Here is a 14,964-nt window from a genome sequence, read left to right as displayed (position 1 = left end):
TTATTTCTTGGCAAACTTAAAATCCTTACCCAAGAACTTCGCATTGCTCCCTAATTCCTCTTCGATACGGAGCAACTGGTTGTACTTGGCAATCCGATCGGAACGCGATGCAGATCCAGTTTTGATCTGCCCGCAATTAAGCGCCACAGCCAAATCCGCGATGGTGTAATCCTCCGTCTCGCCGCTGCGGTGGCTCATCACGGAAGTATATCCGTTGGTCTGTGCCAAGGATACGGCATTGATGGTTTCCGTCAGGGAACCGATTTGGTTCACTTTCACCAGGATGGAGTTTGCCGTATCGGTATCAATCCCTTGTTGCAAGCGTTTGGTATTGGTTACGAACAAGTCGTCCCCTACTAGCTGTACGTTTGCGCCGATTTTTTCCGTCAACACTTTCCAACCGTCCCAATCGTCTTCATGCATACCATCTTCGATGGAGATGATGGGATATTTCGAACTCAATTCAGCCAAATAAGCCGCTTGCTCATCACTGGTGCGGATGGCGCCTTTGTCACCTTCGAATTTGGTATAATCGTATTTGCCGTCTTTGTAGAATTCGGATGCTGCGCAATCCAGCGCCAGGTAAATATCGTCTCCCGCTTTGTATCCTGCGGTTTCGATGGCTTTCAAAATCGTCTCGATCGCATCTTCCGTGCCATCGAACGACGGCGCAAAGCCTCCTTCATCGCCCACGGCGGTAGATAGGCCACGGTCGTGCAGGGTTTTCTTCAGGGTATGGAACACTTCTGCCCCCCAGCGCAAAGCCTCCGAAAATGAAGGTGCACCCACGGGCATGATCATAAATTCTTGGAAAGCGATGGGTGCATCAGAGTGGGAACCGCCGTTAATGATATTCATCATCGGGATGGGAAGTGTATTGGCATTGACACCGCCGATGTAGCGATACAAAGGTTGGCGACTTTCTTGCGCTGCCGCTTTCGAAACGGCCAATGAAACACCCAGAATTGCATTTGCCCCCAAATTGCCTTTATTCTCCGAACCGTCAAGCTCAATCATTACCCGGTCTATCGCATTTTGCTCGAAAACATCTATCCCTTGCAACGCATCCGCAATTTTGATGTTTACGTTCTCTACAGCCTTTAAAACGCCTTTCCCAAGGTATTTGGACTTATCACCATCCCGCAATTCAACCGCTTCATGTATCCCTGTTGAAGCCCCCGAAGGAACGGCCGCACGGCCTACAAAACCGTTTTCTGTTGTTACGTCTACCTCGATGGTAGGATTACCGCGCGAATCCAACACTTGGCGCGCATGTACGTCGATGATCAAACTCATGTATTTTCTATTTTATGGTTATCTATAATATAGTGACATCCCTGAACTTAGTGTAAACAATACACTATCAATTTTGTTTGCCAAATATATCGATTTAATACAAACTTGCAAAATTAAGCTATCGGCTATCAGCTTCTTGCCCCCTAGCGCTACGCCAACATGGTCAAGAAATCGTCAAACAGGTAGCGCGAATCATGCGGGCCGGGTGACGACTCGGGATGGTATTGCACCGAGAAGGCCCTCTTGCCCTTTACCCGTATGCCCTCGATGGATTTATCGTTGAGGTTCACATGCGTGATCTCCACCTTGTCTGAGTTTTTGATGTCTTCGGCCACCACGCCGAATCCATGGTTTTGGCTTGTGATTTCACACCTGTCAATGATCACATTCTTCACGGGATGATTGATTCCCCGGTGTCCATTGAACATCTTCTTGGTACGTATATCATTGGCCAAGGCCAATAATTGATGCCCTAAGCAAATCCCAAACAACGGTCTATCGGAAGCGAGGATATCCTTTACTGTCTGCACGGCATAATCCATGGCTGCGGGGTCGCCGGGGCCATTGGAAATGAAATAACCCTGGGGCGCCCAAGCCTCCATTTCAGCAAAAGTGGTCTTAGCAGGGAATATCTTGGCATACACCTTACGCGTATCGAAATTGCGGAGGATATTCTTTTTGATACCCAAATCCAGCACGGCTACGCGATGTGAAGCGTCTTCATTACCATAATAATATGGTTGTTCTGTGGTCACTGCTGATGAAAGCTCCAAGCCAGCCATGGAGGGGACTTTGACTAACTGTTGCATGAGTTCTTCCACATCCGAGGTTTCGGACGATATAATGGCGTTCATCGCACCCTTGTTGCGGATATGACGCACCAATGAGCGGGTGTCGATATCCGAGATACCCACCAGGTTGCCATCCTCGAAATATTTTTGGATGGATGAGTCGGCCATCTTCCGGCTGTAGATTACGCTGTAGTTCTTGCAGACCAAACCAGCGATCTGTATCCGCTCCGATTCGGATTCGTTCACCGTGATTCCGTAATTGCCGATATGGGCATTGGTGGTCACCATGATTTGGCCATAGTAGGAAGGATCCGTAAAGATCTCCTGATAACCGGTGGTGCCGGTATTGAAACAAATCTCGCCTGTGGTGGTGCCGATTTTCCCGGCAGCCTTGCCATGGTAGACGGTGCCGTCTTCCAGTAGTAAAATCGCCGGCAGTTTGCTGTAGTTGGTCATTCGTTGTAATCTATCTATTGATGGTTTGTATTTGTAATCGTACATAAAGTAGGGTGCTCATCCATACCGGAGCCTTGTCTTACACCCTTATCCATAAAAAAAGCCCTTATCGGGCCCAAAAACGTATTAAAAAAGCAAAACCCACCTGAAAGATTTCTGGGTTTGGGGTATTTCGTCCTGAAGTATGCTACTTCAATTTTCACGAGGGACAAAGGTAAGGATTTATGGAATAACTAGGAAATTTTTTTGTGCTTACCGCAACCGCAAAGATTAGGATATACTAACGATATTTCAAAAGGCCATTGAAGACGGATCCTACATATCTGCCATAGAAAGGTACATCCGGTGTGTTGATGTGATTTTTGAAAAAAAATAGCGTTTCCAATTTGATGGGGTTGCCCCGATACTTACGAGTAAGTAACCTGAAAATCGAAAGTGGACGGAAAGCGTGTGATTTTTTTGTGAAGATGACCACGAATTTACGGAAGATTACAGTAAATATTTGTACATTTGTAATTATGGAAACGCTGATCGTAGAGCCACATAATAAGAAGCAATTAGCCGCCATTAAGGCAGTACTGAAGGCTTTGGGTGTTAATTTCAGAAAAGCTGATGAATCTCCATACGATGAAGCCTTTGTGGCAAAAATCAAGCGGGGAGATGAAGCCTTGGAGAGAGGCGAAGGTACAAAGATGACCATTGCAGAATTAGAAGCGTTGTGGAAGTAACTTTTCTCCCAGAGGCCATTGATGATTTAACGTATTGGCAGAAAACAGGTAACAAATCTACACTTAAAAAAATATCGCAATTGACCGAAGCCATTCTCGAATCACCTTACAAGGTAATTGGCAAACCCGAACCTTTAAAACACGATCTAAGCGGCAAATGGTCTAGAAGAATCAACCAAGTCGACCGTTATGTGTATAAAGTTGAATCTGGACAGCTTGTCGTATATTCATTGAAAGGGCATTATTAACAGGCACGCTTTCATCGAAAAACTTGTTTCTTAATTATTCCTCGTTTCTTGTCTAAGCATACAATAGCACTAGTATGGTGGCACTGTCGATAGCGTCTTCGGACTTCCGTTCATTCCTGAGGCCCCAATACCCCCACATAAACACTCCGGCTGTATTGTTTTTTCCTAGCGTTATGCACGAAGATGTACACGTGGAAAGCCACCGAGCGGAGCTGCGGGGGCAGGTCGACTCTGATGTATCCTTCGCTCCGGATGCAGGCATGCGTATTCCGTCCGGCGATGCCTTCTTCGGGGCTATACACCACCAGCACCACCTGGTCGCTCGGGCTGGCCATGGGATTCGGTTCACTTGAGAAATAAACCTCTAGTTCGGCCGACCCGAGCACCACATCTCCGACTTGGAGGCCGGGCAGTATACCGGTGCTTACCGCCACCCGCTCGGGAAGGATCCGCTGGTCGGGGTAATGCCCCTCGACGGCATCCTGCATCAGCTTTTTGAGCGCCTGGCCGAACGCTTTGCTTTTACTGCCGTTGCCTTGGTTCATCCAGCTTTCCGCAATGACCTGCCTCAGCGGGTTGAGAAAGGCCATGGCCAAACGCATGCGTTGCTGCACGGCCAGTTTGCCGTACGATTGCTCTTTCTTCTTGGGTTTGCTCCTGTCGTAGAAAAATTCCATGGCCACTCCTAAGGGTTAAGTTTATGTTCAACCGGGATGTACACCGTCTTTGAAACATGCCTACCCAGCTTATCGGCAAAGAAAAGCCAGACATGCAAATCGCTACTGTGGGCATCTGTATCTTTGATAATACGTACCTGATCGCCCCCGTCATGGCGGATTGCCGTCATATCGTTCCTGAGCAGCACTTCGAGGGTTTCATCGTACACGACAATGCAAGCCGTGTCATCCATCATCCCGCCCATGCCGTAGGTATCGGGGTTCCAGGAAACATACAGGATATCACCATCCACCTCGGCCTTTTCGTCGCCCGCCGTGAACAGCGATCCGTGGCTGAGCTGCAAAGCCGGGTAATCCAACTTGACTTCACCGTCTTCGACGAGGAAAGCATGGTCGTAATTGTATCGGAAAGCCGCGTTCCGGCCGGTGGCGGCACCCGTGAACTGCTTGAAACCTGTCTCCAGGATGCCCGACAGCGGGTAGAGGAAATGGTTCAGCAACGCGAATTTCTCCCGTTGCAACGCCTGTCCGGTGGAGGGGACTCGCTTCTTCTTGAAACGGGGCAGTCCCTTGATGTAGTTGATCTTCCGCCAACTGCTCCCAATTACGCTTCCGGCCTTTCCCCTGAACGGGCCATTGATACCTTCTTTGATCGTTCCCATATGCAAGTATAGCCAAATCCTGACAATTTCTTAAATAAACTGACTAAAATAATAAGCTAATATCAGTATTAAATTTATAATTTATCATCTATATAAGGTAAATTAATCGTTTTTTTATCGTAATAAAGACGATTAATTTACGATAAAAAGACGATGAAAAGACGATAGAATAGTGAATTTTAATAAATCTTAGCTAGTTATTTTATTGAGTTTTTACACCAATTATCGCATAGCGTGGGCGACCATGTCTTAGGACGAATGCTGTCAGCATCTGATAGACAAATTGGATAAAGTATCGTACAAGTCATCGTAGATCCGGATGGGGAACCCATCATGGTAGACATGCAGATCCGCAACACCCCAGCCCAGCCCATGGTGTTACTTGGAAACGATTTCTCTTACCAATTGATGATTACGAACCATGGTGTGGGGCCTGCCACCGGGGTACTGGTCAGAGCAATACTGCCGGAGCAGGTATCTTACAAGCAAATACTGGGAAATTACGCAGGCACCTTTGAATACCTGAGTGACAGTCGTGAAATCTTATGGCACCCAGGAGATTTGAACGCCGGGCAGTCCGAAACACTGACCATCTCGGTCACCGCCGATAACGCGGGCAGTACCGCTCACCTGGCTACTGTCGTCAGCACGGAAGAAGACAACAATCTACAAAATAACGAAGCTACGGCATTGGTCGGGATCATCTCCCTGAGTATCCCGAATGTCTTCACGCCAAACGGTGATGGGTTAAATGATTACTTTGAAATCCGTGGATTGGAGTTTTTCGCGGAAAACCGCATATCCATCTTCAACCGATGGGGCAATGAGGTCTTTAAGTCCAACCGTTATCAAAACGACTGGAACGGCAGCAGCTTAGCTGAAGGCACCTACTATTACATATTGGAGCTTAAGCCACATACGGGGCGTTGGCAGACGTTCAAAGGCTTTATAACCCTTATCAGGAATACAAACAATTGACCTTCCTAAAACCTCATAGGTGATAAACCTATGGGATTTTTATTTATCTCAATATCTCCGTCACACGACCTATTTGTCCATCTTCCAGCCGGACTTTGATGCCGCGGGAATGATAAGGTGCCGAGGTAAGGATATCCTTCACCACGCCCTCCGTCTGCTTTCCGGTACGTTGGTCCTTCTTGAGGATGATGGCCACCCCCAGACCCGGATAGATGTCTTTACGTTGTTTTCCGTCCATGTTATCGGTTATCTGCTTCCAGCCGTCGGCATTCAGCTATCTGCGCTCAATGCTCTTCATTTCACGGCCTGCTTCAACATGGAGTCATGTACGGCTACCTTTCGCCAATATTTTGAATATTTTTCGATGGCTTCAACGTGTATCGGATGTGTTTCGTATACATTCAGGTCATCCATGGTATCGAAAAACACCAGAAGATTGTAGGTAAAGCTATTGTCTACCACGTCTCGCTGATGGGTATTGGCTGCCCGTCCATAATGCAATGATTTGATTGTCGGGATTGTTTTCAACACCTCAAAAAAGCCTACAAAATTATTGATCTCGTCTTCGGAGAGGTCGTCATTGAGCCAAAAAAGCACGTAATGTGCAATTACTTCTTCGTTTTCCATAGTTTCTTCCGTTTCTTGATTTGTTGAGGGCGAAGCACATGCTGCTAGCAATCCGGCACCAGTACCGGCTAACGCAACTGCTGCTCCTGTCTGTTTGATGAACTTGCGTCTTTCCATTTTTGTTTATTTGTTGGTTTGCTTATTATTGATTTCCTGCTTGCTTTTAAAGGCATCAATGAACCCTCCTACGTCGGGTTTCGTTTATTCGCGTATCTGCGCATGGTCGAATGAGCAATTTCATAACTAAAAGCTACTTATTCACAATCTTGATAATATCATTACCAAAGACAAACACCATCAGCGCCAATAGAATGAAGAAGCCTGCGACTTGGGCTTTTTCGAGGAACTTATCACTCAAGGGCTTGCCTTGGACCATTTCGACCAGCAGAAACACCACATGTCCCCCATCCAAGGCTGGTATGGGCAGGAAATTCATCAATGCTAATGCCATGGATAATAGCCCCACCAATGTCCAAAATCTAATCCAATCTACTTCCGAACCAAACATGGTGGCAATGCGCACCGGGCCTGAAATTGCCTTATCGGCACGTAACTCACCCTTGGCGATCTTGCCTAAGCCCTTTGCGTTGTCTATCAATGAGCCCCATGCCTTGGAAGCTCCTATGGGTAACGCTTCGAAAAAGCCATAATATTGCGTTTCAAAGGGAATCGCGTTATCTCTTTTAGCGGAAAAACCCAATGCACCGTTATCAGGCACTATGGCCTGAACAGCTACGCTATCGCCATCACGTAGCAGCAGCAGTGAAATCGTTTTACCGGCATTGACACTAACCATTTCACGTACCTCATCCCAAAAAAGCGGTGTAGGTGCATCGTTAATGCGTAGGATGCTGTCTCCGGACTTAAGTCCTACTTTTTCTGCAATGCTCCCTTTAATCACTTGATAAATAGACATGGTACGTTCCCGAACGGTCACCAATTCATTCCGGTCGTGGTCAGCCACCGAATTGAGGATATCTCCTGGAACATCAATCTTAACGGTTTCCCCACCGCGTTCAACCGTTAGGGTGGTATTGCCCATAAGCACTTTTGAGCTCATGATGTCGTTAAACCGAACAACTTTCTGTCCATCGATCTCCGTAATCCGGTCGCCTGCCTGTATGCCAATCTGTTGGCCTATGATTCCTGGAGCCACGCCATTGACCAAGCGCTCATTATTGACATATGTTTCACCATACTTAAACGTAAGCATCCAAAAGATAAATATCCCAACGATGACGTTGACGATAATCCCGCCCATCATCACGATGAGGCGCTGCCATGCGGGTTTCGACCGGAACTCCCAGGGTTGTGGTTCGCCCTTCAGCTGCTCGGTATCCATGGATTCATCTATCATGCCGGCTATCTTCACATATCCACCCAGTGGCAACCAGCCTATGCCATACTCGCAACCTTTATAATTGAATTTGAATAGTTTGACGCCCCATGCGTCAAAGAACAAATAGAATTTCTCAACCTTAATCCCAAATGCACGAGCCGCCAGAAAATGACCGAACTCATGCACCACAATCAATATGGACAAGCCTAACACTACTTGTCCAATCATTATCAATACACCCATCTAATTTATTTTACGATATGATATGTTTTATTACTTTTTGTTATTAGTTCTCCTGCTATCGCCCTGCTTTTCCGATCTGTATCTTCATAATCGTCCAAAGACGGTGTATCAATGCGGTGAACCACCTCCATGGTTTCTTCAATGATGTCACTCATCTGCAGGAATCCAACCTTGTCTTTCAAAAATGCTGCCACGACCATCTCATTGGCAGCGTTGAGGATGCATGGAACGTTTCCTCCCGTTTCCAAGGCACGGTAAGCCAATGCCAGATTATGGAATGTGTCCGTGTCCGCCTGCTCAAAAGTCAACTTAGGGAAATCCATGAAATTGAATCTTTTGAAGCTATTTTCTACCCTTTTGGGATAGGTTAGCGCATACTGTATGGGAAATTTCATGTCAGGCAATCCAAGCTGTGCTTTGATGGTTCCATCTTCAAACTGTACCATGGAATGGATGATGGACTGCGGATGGACCACCACGTCAATTTGTCGGGTTTGCAATCCAAACAGCCATTTTGCCTCAATCACTTCCAACCCTTTATTCATCAGTGTAGCCGAGTCTATGGTGATTTTGGCGCCCATCACCCAATTGGGGTGTTGCAGGGCCTGTTCGCGGGTGACTGTACTTAAAAAGTCTCGGCTTTTTCCTCTAAATGGCCCTCCCGATGCTGTGAGGTATATTTTTTCTATGGGATTACGGTCTTCGCCCACCAAACATTGGAAGATGGCCGAATGTTCGGAATCCACGGGCAATAGGCTTACCTGGTGCTTGTGCACCAAGTCCATCACCAATTGACCAGCCATTACCAGCGTCTCCTTATTGGCAAGTGCGATATCTTTTCCGGCCTTGATGGCGGCCACGGTGGGTCGTAGTCCGGCCGAGCCAACCAAAGCGCTCAGCACCAAATCCACTTCGGCGTGTTGTACCACTTCTTCAAGAGCGGCTGCCCCTGCCATGACCATCACAGATGTGCCCCATAAGGCCTCCTTCACTTCTTGATATTTGCTTTCATCAGCAACGACTACCACCTTCGGAAGAAATTCCAATGCCTGCTGAATTAACGCTTCGGCATTTGTAGCGGCCGTAAGCACCTGTATCTCGAACCAACCGGGGCATGCACGTACCACTTCTAACGCCTGCGTGCCGATGCTCCCTGTGGCACCTAGTATAGCTATTCTCTTTCTTGTCAAAATATCTTTGCTTAGCGCTTGTTTAACTTTTTCTTCCAAGATATATACAGCCGCTGATACATTCTTCTCGCATTCAAAAACATAGCTTGAACTTTCCTTGTCAATTGTTTCTAAATAATGTTCTTCAACAACCTCGGGTCTTCACCTCCGTGGTAGTCCGCCATCATATCGCGGTAAGCTACCGCGATAACCACACTTGATAGTGGGGCAACCAAAAAGGAATTGAGTATGCTCAATGCTGTAGACACCATGGGATATCCGCTATAGTTGAAATACACATATAAAAGGTGCAAAATGGCAAAAAATGCTAAGATGAGCAATAGTTTGGTGACATTTCCTCTGGTGAGCGCAAAACTGAGACGGATGGCCTGGAACGGTGTGGCATGGCGGTCGATGATGAAAAAAGGGTAAAAGGCCACTCGGAGCAAAAAAAGGAAGACAAAGACCGCCGAAACGACGCGCGTGATGTTGACCATCAAGCTGACATCAATGTGGGCATAAACCAATGGAAATCCCAATACGGAGATGAGCAGGTAAAATACGAAGGCCAATAATGCAATGCTAAACATCCCCGTAAAAAAGTATAGCAATTCCTTGGTGCTGGGTATGGTGTCCGATAGGTTTATCTTTTCTTTTTTATCGATAAGGGTAAAGATGTATTTAAATAGCGTCAATTGGGTACCAAAATATAAAATCACAAAAAGGAACGCCATGAATATACTAAGGAACGTATTCACTTCATTGAAATAAAAAGCCAAGATACCTGAGGTATTGGACGTGAGAAACAAGAGAAAACATAGGCCTGCAATGGAGAAATAATGTTTCCTGAGCAAATCCCAGGATTTATTGATTACCTCATTGACGGCAAACGTACTATTTTTCAAAAACTGAATCATCGGATTAGTGAAAACTTAACGCAAAGGTGGGATAAAGTTTGGCTATTTGAAAAATAAAACGAAAAAAGCTATCTCTAACGGATAGCGTACCGTCTTCGCACCTGTTTTAGTAAGTGGACACCGCCCATTGTTCTGTGTACCGGGCTGAATAAACGATGCTCTATCGGGTTCCATTTTGAGCAGTAAGGCGGGTAATGACAGACTATTACCGACAACCCTGTTTGTTCTGAAAACCGCATCAACTCCTTTTTGAACACATGGTGCCGGTAGGAATTTGCCCCGCCCGCATCACATAAATGCAGGATATTGTTTGCATCGGGATACTGATGTATCCCATGCTTTTCGAAAAATAATCCCGCTATTTGAGAAGGCTTCAAACTGATCCAATAAACTCCCGCTTCGGTACCCTTTTGGAATGCACTTGGTTTTCTAATAGAAAACTCCGATATTTGCACCAGACTTTCCGGCGCGCGCGATATGTTTAACATCATTACCAGAAGGACGCTATTGAAATACTGCGAACGGTACCCGGACGCCCGGAATGCACTCCTGGAATGGTACTACGAATTCCTGAACAGCGATTTCAGAACCTTCCAGGAATTGAAGCGGATGTATTCGGCCGCCAGCCTCGTGGGGGATGACCGGGTGGTGCTGAACATCATGGGCAACCATTACCGGCTGGTGATCCGGATGGTCTTCACCTATAAGGCCATCCAAATCAAATGGTTCGGGACGCACAAGGAGTATGACAAAATCGACGTGAGAACGGTAAACTATAAGGGATAGCCATGGAACTGAAGATCATTAAATCCGAAAAGGAATACGATGCCATGCTCGACTGGGTGGATGCCCAGTTCGATGCCGGGGTAAACTTGGAGAGCGAAGCCGGGGAACGCCTGCAAATGGCCCTGCTACTCATCAAAAACTACGAGGACGAGCACTACCGCATCCCTGCCCCCGACCCCCTGGAGGCCGTCAGGCTGAAAATGCAGGAGCAGGGCCTGCATAACAAGGACCTCACCCCGTGGCTGGGCAGCAAGGGCTATGTCTCGGCATTGCTGAACGGGAAGAAACCCCTCACGCTCCGGATAGCCAAACTGCTGCATGAACGGTTCGGCATCCCCGCCGAGGTTTTCCTGGTCTGACCGCCTCTGTCCGGCGTTTGGGGTATAGATGCCGCGGTCAGCCGTTGCCGGTCCCTTTCAGCAATTTGATAATGATTCCCAGTTGGCCCAGGTGGTAGATATCATGGTGGAACATGCCGTGAATGACAAACCGGTATTCGTTTTTTACCTGGTCATACATTAGACTGCTGTAAGTATCCTTTTTTTTGCGTGAGATTACTACATTTCCTCTATAAAAGCTATTTTTTAGCGGCAGCCGAGTAGATCGATAACTGCAAAGCATTCATGAGTGCCTTTGGGAACAGACAATAACGAATAAAATTGCTTTTTCTCACAAGTGTTTTTTTCAGTGGTGTTCGAGCTTCCGCCAATTGGCGGAGGTTCATGCAACCAATTATATTTGCAAAAAAAGCAACTTTATCTAAGTTTGCATCTAATTAAAAGGTATCCCCTAAATTTGTAAAAAAAAGAGATGGCTAAAATTGATTCACATAAGTTGTGGAACGAGCAAATACAATACATTGAATTTCTATCAAAAAACATTATGCGGGCCAAAGCGTTTTATACAAAGTGCTTTGGTTGGGTTTTTACTGACTACGGGCCGGAATATACCGCTTTTGAAGGTGAATATGTTGATGGTGGTTTTACGACTGGTGAACCTGTAAAAGGCACCATATTAATTGTTCTCTATTCTAAAAATATTGAGGCAACTAAAGATAAAATTATACAGGCTGGAGGCATTATAGAGAAAGATATATTTAATTTTCCTGGTGGTAAACGGTTTCATTTTATAGACCCTGATGGTTATGAACTTGCCGTCTGGTCTGAGTGACAAGCAATATAACGTATTTGGCATGAAACAGATTTTAATCATTTTAATATTGAATTCTTTAATGCTATCTGCTTGTCAGCATTCAACTAACCAGAAGGATGCTGTCAGGCAATCGACAAAATTGAACGACATGACTTATCCAGTAAAGCACATCAGTATTTCGATAAACAAATCTGCCGATGAGGTGTATCGGTATGCTTCAGATCCTGAAAATTTCCCGGAATGGGTAGCATTCATTAAATCAGTTACCAAGCAAAATGACCTTTGGATTGGGAAGTCCGACATCGGTGATCTAAAAATAAAATGGACACCCCCAAACGATTTTAGAATTATAGACCATCAAGTAACATTGACCAATGGAGAAATAGTTAACAACCCGATGCGGGTTGTTCCTAACAATGAGGGGTGTGAATTCATCTTTACGCTATTTTGGTTGCCCAATAGAACAGAAAAAGAATTTAATGAAGATGCAAAAGCGGTAACAGCGGATTTGCAAAAATTGAAAGAGATTTTAGAATCAAATAATGCTGGCATAGACCTATAAAACAAAAAAACTCTTCAGTTTCCTGAAGAGTTTGACAAGTGGTGGAGAATACCGGATTCGAACCGGTGACCCCTTGCCTGCCAGGCAAGTACTCTAGCCAACTGAGCTAATCCCCCTTTTTTCGGATTGCAAATGTACTAATTCAAAAGTCAAAAATCAAAAGTAAAAAAACAGAAAGTTCAAACCTGAATATTTCGTATTACCGCAATCCCTCCGGTACCGGCTTTTCCAGCAAGTATTGATAATAAAAACGAATACGCTCCTTACGGTCATATGCTGATTTTTCACGGGCAAAGCCATGTCGGCTACCGGGATAAATCATCAATTCAAAATGTTTGTCACGGTTAGTCAACGCATCCACCAACTGGATGGTGTTTTGCATATGCACATTGTCGTCCATACTGCCATGCATGATACGCAGCACCCCTTTGTAATTATCCACATAAGTCAGTACCGACCCGTTTTTATACCCTTCTGGGTTATCCTGCGGAGTATCCATGAACCGCTCCGTATAGTGAGTGTCATACAATTCCCAACCGGTCACAGGCGCCCCAGCGATGCCATAATCGAAATAGTCCGCACCTTTGGTCAGCGCCAAGCAGGTCATATAGCCCCCATAGCTATGTCCCGTAATGAGCAGCTTGTCCTTGGCTACCCAGGATTTGCTTTTGAGCCATTTGGCAGCCGTGATGTAATCTTCCATTTCCCAATGGCCCAGCTGGCGGTGCATCAAGGCCACCCCTTCCTTTCCAAAATGCCCGGATGCGCGGTGATCTACACTGATCTGGATAATCCCTTCGTTTGCCCAATGTTGGTTGGCCGTGCCTTTCCACGTGTTGCGTACATTACCTGCATTTGGCCCACCATAGATACTGAAAATCACCGGATGAGGTTTTGTCTCATCGAAATCCGTCGGCCATGTGATGGTGGCAGGAAGTTGGTATCCATCGGGGGTAGGGATGGTAATCAGTTCGGTTTTGGCATACATGTAATCGTCGAAATCATCTGCCTTACTATCCGCCAATTTCCTCACAACTTTGCCCTTGTTATCAAGCAAGGCCACCTTAGTCGGAGTGCCTACATTGGAATACGTGGTAATGAAATGCTTTCCATCGGGCGCCACCTGCGCTTGATGGGTATAATCGCCAAAAGTAAGGCGTCGTAAATTCTTGCCATTATAATTCACGCGGTAAAGGTCTACTGTTGCCGAGTGTTCCTTGCGCGCGGTAAAATAAATCGTCTTGTTTTTCTCGTCGACCAATTCCAAGCTTGATACCTGCCATTCACCTTGGGTAATGGGGTTGACCAACGCACCATCCAAGGTATACAGGTAATAATGCGCCCATCCCGTTTTATCACTTTTGAGGATATAATGCTTATTGTCTTCCAAGTAGGTAATCCGTTCGCTATGGTCCAAATCGATCCATTCGTTCTGGTGCTCGTCGTAGATTTCTTTCTTCGCTCCTGTTTGGGGATTTACCTGGTAGAACTTGAGGTTGGTCTGGTCGCGGTTCATCCATTGCACCATCAGGTTATTGCTGTTATAGCTCCAATACGGCGTACCGAAATACTGGTCGTCCTTTTCGTTGAAATCTGCCCATACCACATTCCCTCCCCCTACGGGCACAAAACCAACCTTCACTTCGGGATTGGAGTCGCCAGCCTTCGGATAGCGGGTCTGTTCCAGGTAGCCGTGCTGCCCGGTGGAGCCATAGATAGGAAACATGGGTACTTGTGTATCATCAAACCGCATGAAGGCCAACGTTTTGCTATCGGGTGCCCACCAGAATGCTTTATAGCGCGTGGGGCGACCCAGTATCTCTTCGAAATACACCCATGAGGCCCAACCGTTGTAGATGACATCGGTTCCGTCGCTTGTATAACGGATTTCGCGGCCATCGGACACGTTTATCGCATAGAGATCGTTGTTGCGGGTGAATGCCACATACTGGTTATTGGGCGACAGCGTTGGATTTTTCTCCTCTTCATCCGGTGAATGGGTCAATTGCTTGGGGTCATCGGCGCCACGGCGGATAAAAACATCGTTGTTTCCCACATACACCTCCACATCGCTGCTAGGTGGCGGTGTATAAGGCGTACGTTCGCCGCTCTTGATATGCACCTGGTATTGTTGACGCGTCTGGGCATCATATTCGATGTAATGCTGCGCATCAGCCCAACCCTGTATGGGATTGATGGTTTTAGTCAGTGATGGTTTAAGCCCGAGGGACTGCTCCAAATCCAAGCGTTTGGTTTGGGCTTCTATTTGGTATGTAAATAATAGGAAAGCACCTATTAGCAGGTATATACTTTTATTCATAATATATAATTTT

19 protein-coding genes and 1 tRNA gene are annotated in these 14,964 nt (G+C 46.2%); 7 read left to right on the top strand and 13 right to left on the bottom strand.

Annotation, left to right across the window (positions count from 1 at the left end; all coding sequences use genetic code 11):
- The gene (eno, locus tag NF543_RS21930) at positions 1-1,296 is read right to left on the bottom strand and encodes a phosphopyruvate hydratase (RefSeq protein WP_257670345.1); all 1,296 of its coding nucleotides are present in this window, start codon (positions 1,294-1,296) and stop codon (positions 1-3) included.
- Positions 1,297-1,445: 149 nt separating this feature from the next.
- Positions 1,446-2,543, bottom strand: a complete 1,098-nt coding sequence (gene carA / locus NF543_RS21925) for a glutamine-hydrolyzing carbamoyl-phosphate synthase small subunit (protein WP_257670344.1) — start codon at positions 2,541-2,543, stop codon at positions 1,446-1,448.
- Positions 2,544-3,061: 518 nt separating this feature from the next.
- Between carA and NF543_RS21920 the strand changes: the two genes are divergently transcribed.
- Positions 3,062-3,271, top strand: coding sequence for a DUF2683 family protein (locus NF543_RS21920; RefSeq protein ID WP_257670343.1), 210 nt, complete (start codon positions 3,062-3,064; stop codon positions 3,269-3,271).
- Positions 3,262-3,519 (top strand): Txe/YoeB family addiction module toxin, encoded by a 258-nt coding sequence (locus NF543_RS21915; RefSeq protein ID WP_257670342.1) that lies wholly within the window; start codon positions 3,262-3,264, stop codon positions 3,517-3,519. The genes NF543_RS21920 and NF543_RS21915 overlap by 10 nt, the downstream gene beginning before the upstream one ends.
- 110 nt (positions 3,520-3,629) lie before the next feature.
- Here the strand turns inward: NF543_RS21915 and NF543_RS21910 are convergent, their stop codons facing one another.
- On the bottom strand, positions 3,630-4,196 hold the full coding sequence (locus NF543_RS21910; RefSeq protein WP_257670341.1) for a DUF6266 family protein: 567 nt from the start codon (positions 4,194-4,196) through the stop codon (positions 3,630-3,632).
- An 8-nt stretch (positions 4,197-4,204) separates the two neighbouring features.
- Positions 4,205-4,858 carry a DUF6266 family protein gene (locus NF543_RS21905; RefSeq protein WP_257670340.1) on the bottom strand — a complete coding sequence of 218 codons (654 nt, stop codon included), beginning with the start codon at positions 4,856-4,858 and terminating at the stop codon, positions 4,205-4,207.
- Positions 4,859-5,200: 342 nt separating this feature from the next.
- On the opposite strand from NF543_RS21905, the gene NF543_RS21900 reads away from it, so the two are divergent.
- Complete coding sequence (locus NF543_RS21900) at positions 5,201-5,836, top strand: T9SS type B sorting domain-containing protein (protein WP_257670339.1); 636 nt, start codon at positions 5,201-5,203, stop codon at positions 5,834-5,836.
- Positions 5,837-5,879: 43 nt separating this feature from the next.
- Here NF543_RS21900 and NF543_RS21895 read toward each other — a convergent pair whose 3' ends face one another.
- The 6 genes from NF543_RS21895 to NF543_RS21870 form a co-directional block, all read right to left on the bottom strand.
- Positions 5,880-6,074, bottom strand: coding sequence for a YwbE family protein (locus tag NF543_RS21895; protein ID WP_257670338.1), 195 nt, complete (start codon positions 6,072-6,074; stop codon positions 5,880-5,882).
- 56 nt (positions 6,075-6,130) lie between these two features.
- Positions 6,131-6,580: a Dabb family protein gene (locus NF543_RS21890; RefSeq protein ID WP_257670337.1), complete on the bottom strand. Its 450-nt coding sequence runs from the start codon at positions 6,578-6,580 to the stop codon at positions 6,131-6,133.
- A 133-nt stretch (positions 6,581-6,713) separates the two neighbouring features.
- Positions 6,714-8,045, bottom strand: coding sequence for an RIP metalloprotease RseP (gene rseP, locus NF543_RS21885; RefSeq protein WP_257670336.1), 1,332 nt, complete (start codon positions 8,043-8,045; stop codon positions 6,714-6,716).
- A 5-nt stretch (positions 8,046-8,050) separates the two neighbouring features.
- Positions 8,051-9,235 (bottom strand): 1-deoxy-D-xylulose-5-phosphate reductoisomerase, encoded by a 1,185-nt coding sequence (locus NF543_RS21880; protein ID WP_257670335.1) that lies wholly within the window; start codon positions 9,233-9,235, stop codon positions 8,051-8,053.
- 110 nt (positions 9,236-9,345) lie between these two features.
- The gene (locus tag NF543_RS21875) at positions 9,346-10,131 is read right to left on the bottom strand and encodes a beta-carotene 15,15'-monooxygenase (RefSeq protein ID WP_257957548.1); all 786 of its coding nucleotides are present in this window, start codon (positions 10,129-10,131) and stop codon (positions 9,346-9,348) included.
- A gap of 74 nt (positions 10,132-10,205) precedes the next feature.
- The gene (locus NF543_RS21870; protein WP_373275024.1) at positions 10,206-10,622 is read right to left on the bottom strand and encodes an ISAzo13-like element transposase-related protein; all 417 of its coding nucleotides are present in this window, start codon (positions 10,620-10,622) and stop codon (positions 10,206-10,208) included.
- On the opposite strand from NF543_RS21870, the gene NF543_RS21865 reads away from it, so the two are divergent.
- Complete coding sequence (locus NF543_RS21865; protein WP_257670333.1) at positions 10,609-10,917, top strand: type II toxin-antitoxin system HigB family toxin; 309 nt, start codon at positions 10,609-10,611, stop codon at positions 10,915-10,917. The two genes, NF543_RS21870 and NF543_RS21865, sit on opposite strands and share 14 nt — an antisense overlap.
- A 2-nt stretch (positions 10,918-10,919) precedes the next feature.
- The gene (locus NF543_RS21860; protein ID WP_257670332.1) at positions 10,920-11,276 is read left to right on the top strand and encodes a helix-turn-helix domain-containing protein; all 357 of its coding nucleotides are present in this window, start codon (positions 10,920-10,922) and stop codon (positions 11,274-11,276) included.
- A gap of 37 nt (positions 11,277-11,313) precedes the next feature.
- On the opposite strand, the gene NF543_RS21855 is transcribed toward NF543_RS21860, so the two are convergent.
- A complete protein-coding gene (locus NF543_RS21855) occupies positions 11,314-11,436 on the bottom strand; it encodes a hypothetical protein (RefSeq protein ID WP_257670331.1) in 123 nt (40 codons plus the stop codon).
- 291 nt (positions 11,437-11,727) lie between these two features.
- Between NF543_RS21855 and NF543_RS21850 the strand changes: the two genes are divergently transcribed.
- The gene (locus tag NF543_RS21850; RefSeq protein ID WP_257670330.1) at positions 11,728-12,087 is read left to right on the top strand and encodes a VOC family protein; all 360 of its coding nucleotides are present in this window, start codon (positions 11,728-11,730) and stop codon (positions 12,085-12,087) included.
- A 22-nt stretch (positions 12,088-12,109) separates the two neighbouring features.
- Positions 12,110-12,631: an SRPBCC family protein gene (locus NF543_RS21845; RefSeq protein WP_257670329.1), complete on the top strand. Its 522-nt coding sequence runs from the start codon at positions 12,110-12,112 to the stop codon at positions 12,629-12,631.
- Positions 12,632-12,670: 39 nt separating this feature from the next.
- Here the strand turns inward: NF543_RS21845 and NF543_RS21840 are convergent.
- Both NF543_RS21840 and NF543_RS21835 read right to left on the bottom strand, forming a co-directional pair.
- Positions 12,671-12,747, bottom strand: a tRNA-Ala gene (locus NF543_RS21840).
- An 83-nt stretch (positions 12,748-12,830) separates the two neighbouring features.
- Entirely contained in the window at positions 12,831-14,951 is a 2,121-nt protein-coding gene (locus NF543_RS21835; RefSeq protein ID WP_257670328.1) for a S9 family peptidase, read from the bottom strand.
- Between the last annotated feature and the right edge of the window lie 13 nt (positions 14,952-14,964).

The sequence above is a fragment of the Parapedobacter tibetensis genome, assembly GCF_024704835.1.
GTDB classification, from domain to species: domain Bacteria; phylum Bacteroidota; class Bacteroidia; order Sphingobacteriales; family Sphingobacteriaceae; genus Parapedobacter; species Parapedobacter tibetensis.
Note: the sequence above shows the minus strand (reverse complement) of the source record. Positions and strands in the feature narration are given on the sequence as shown.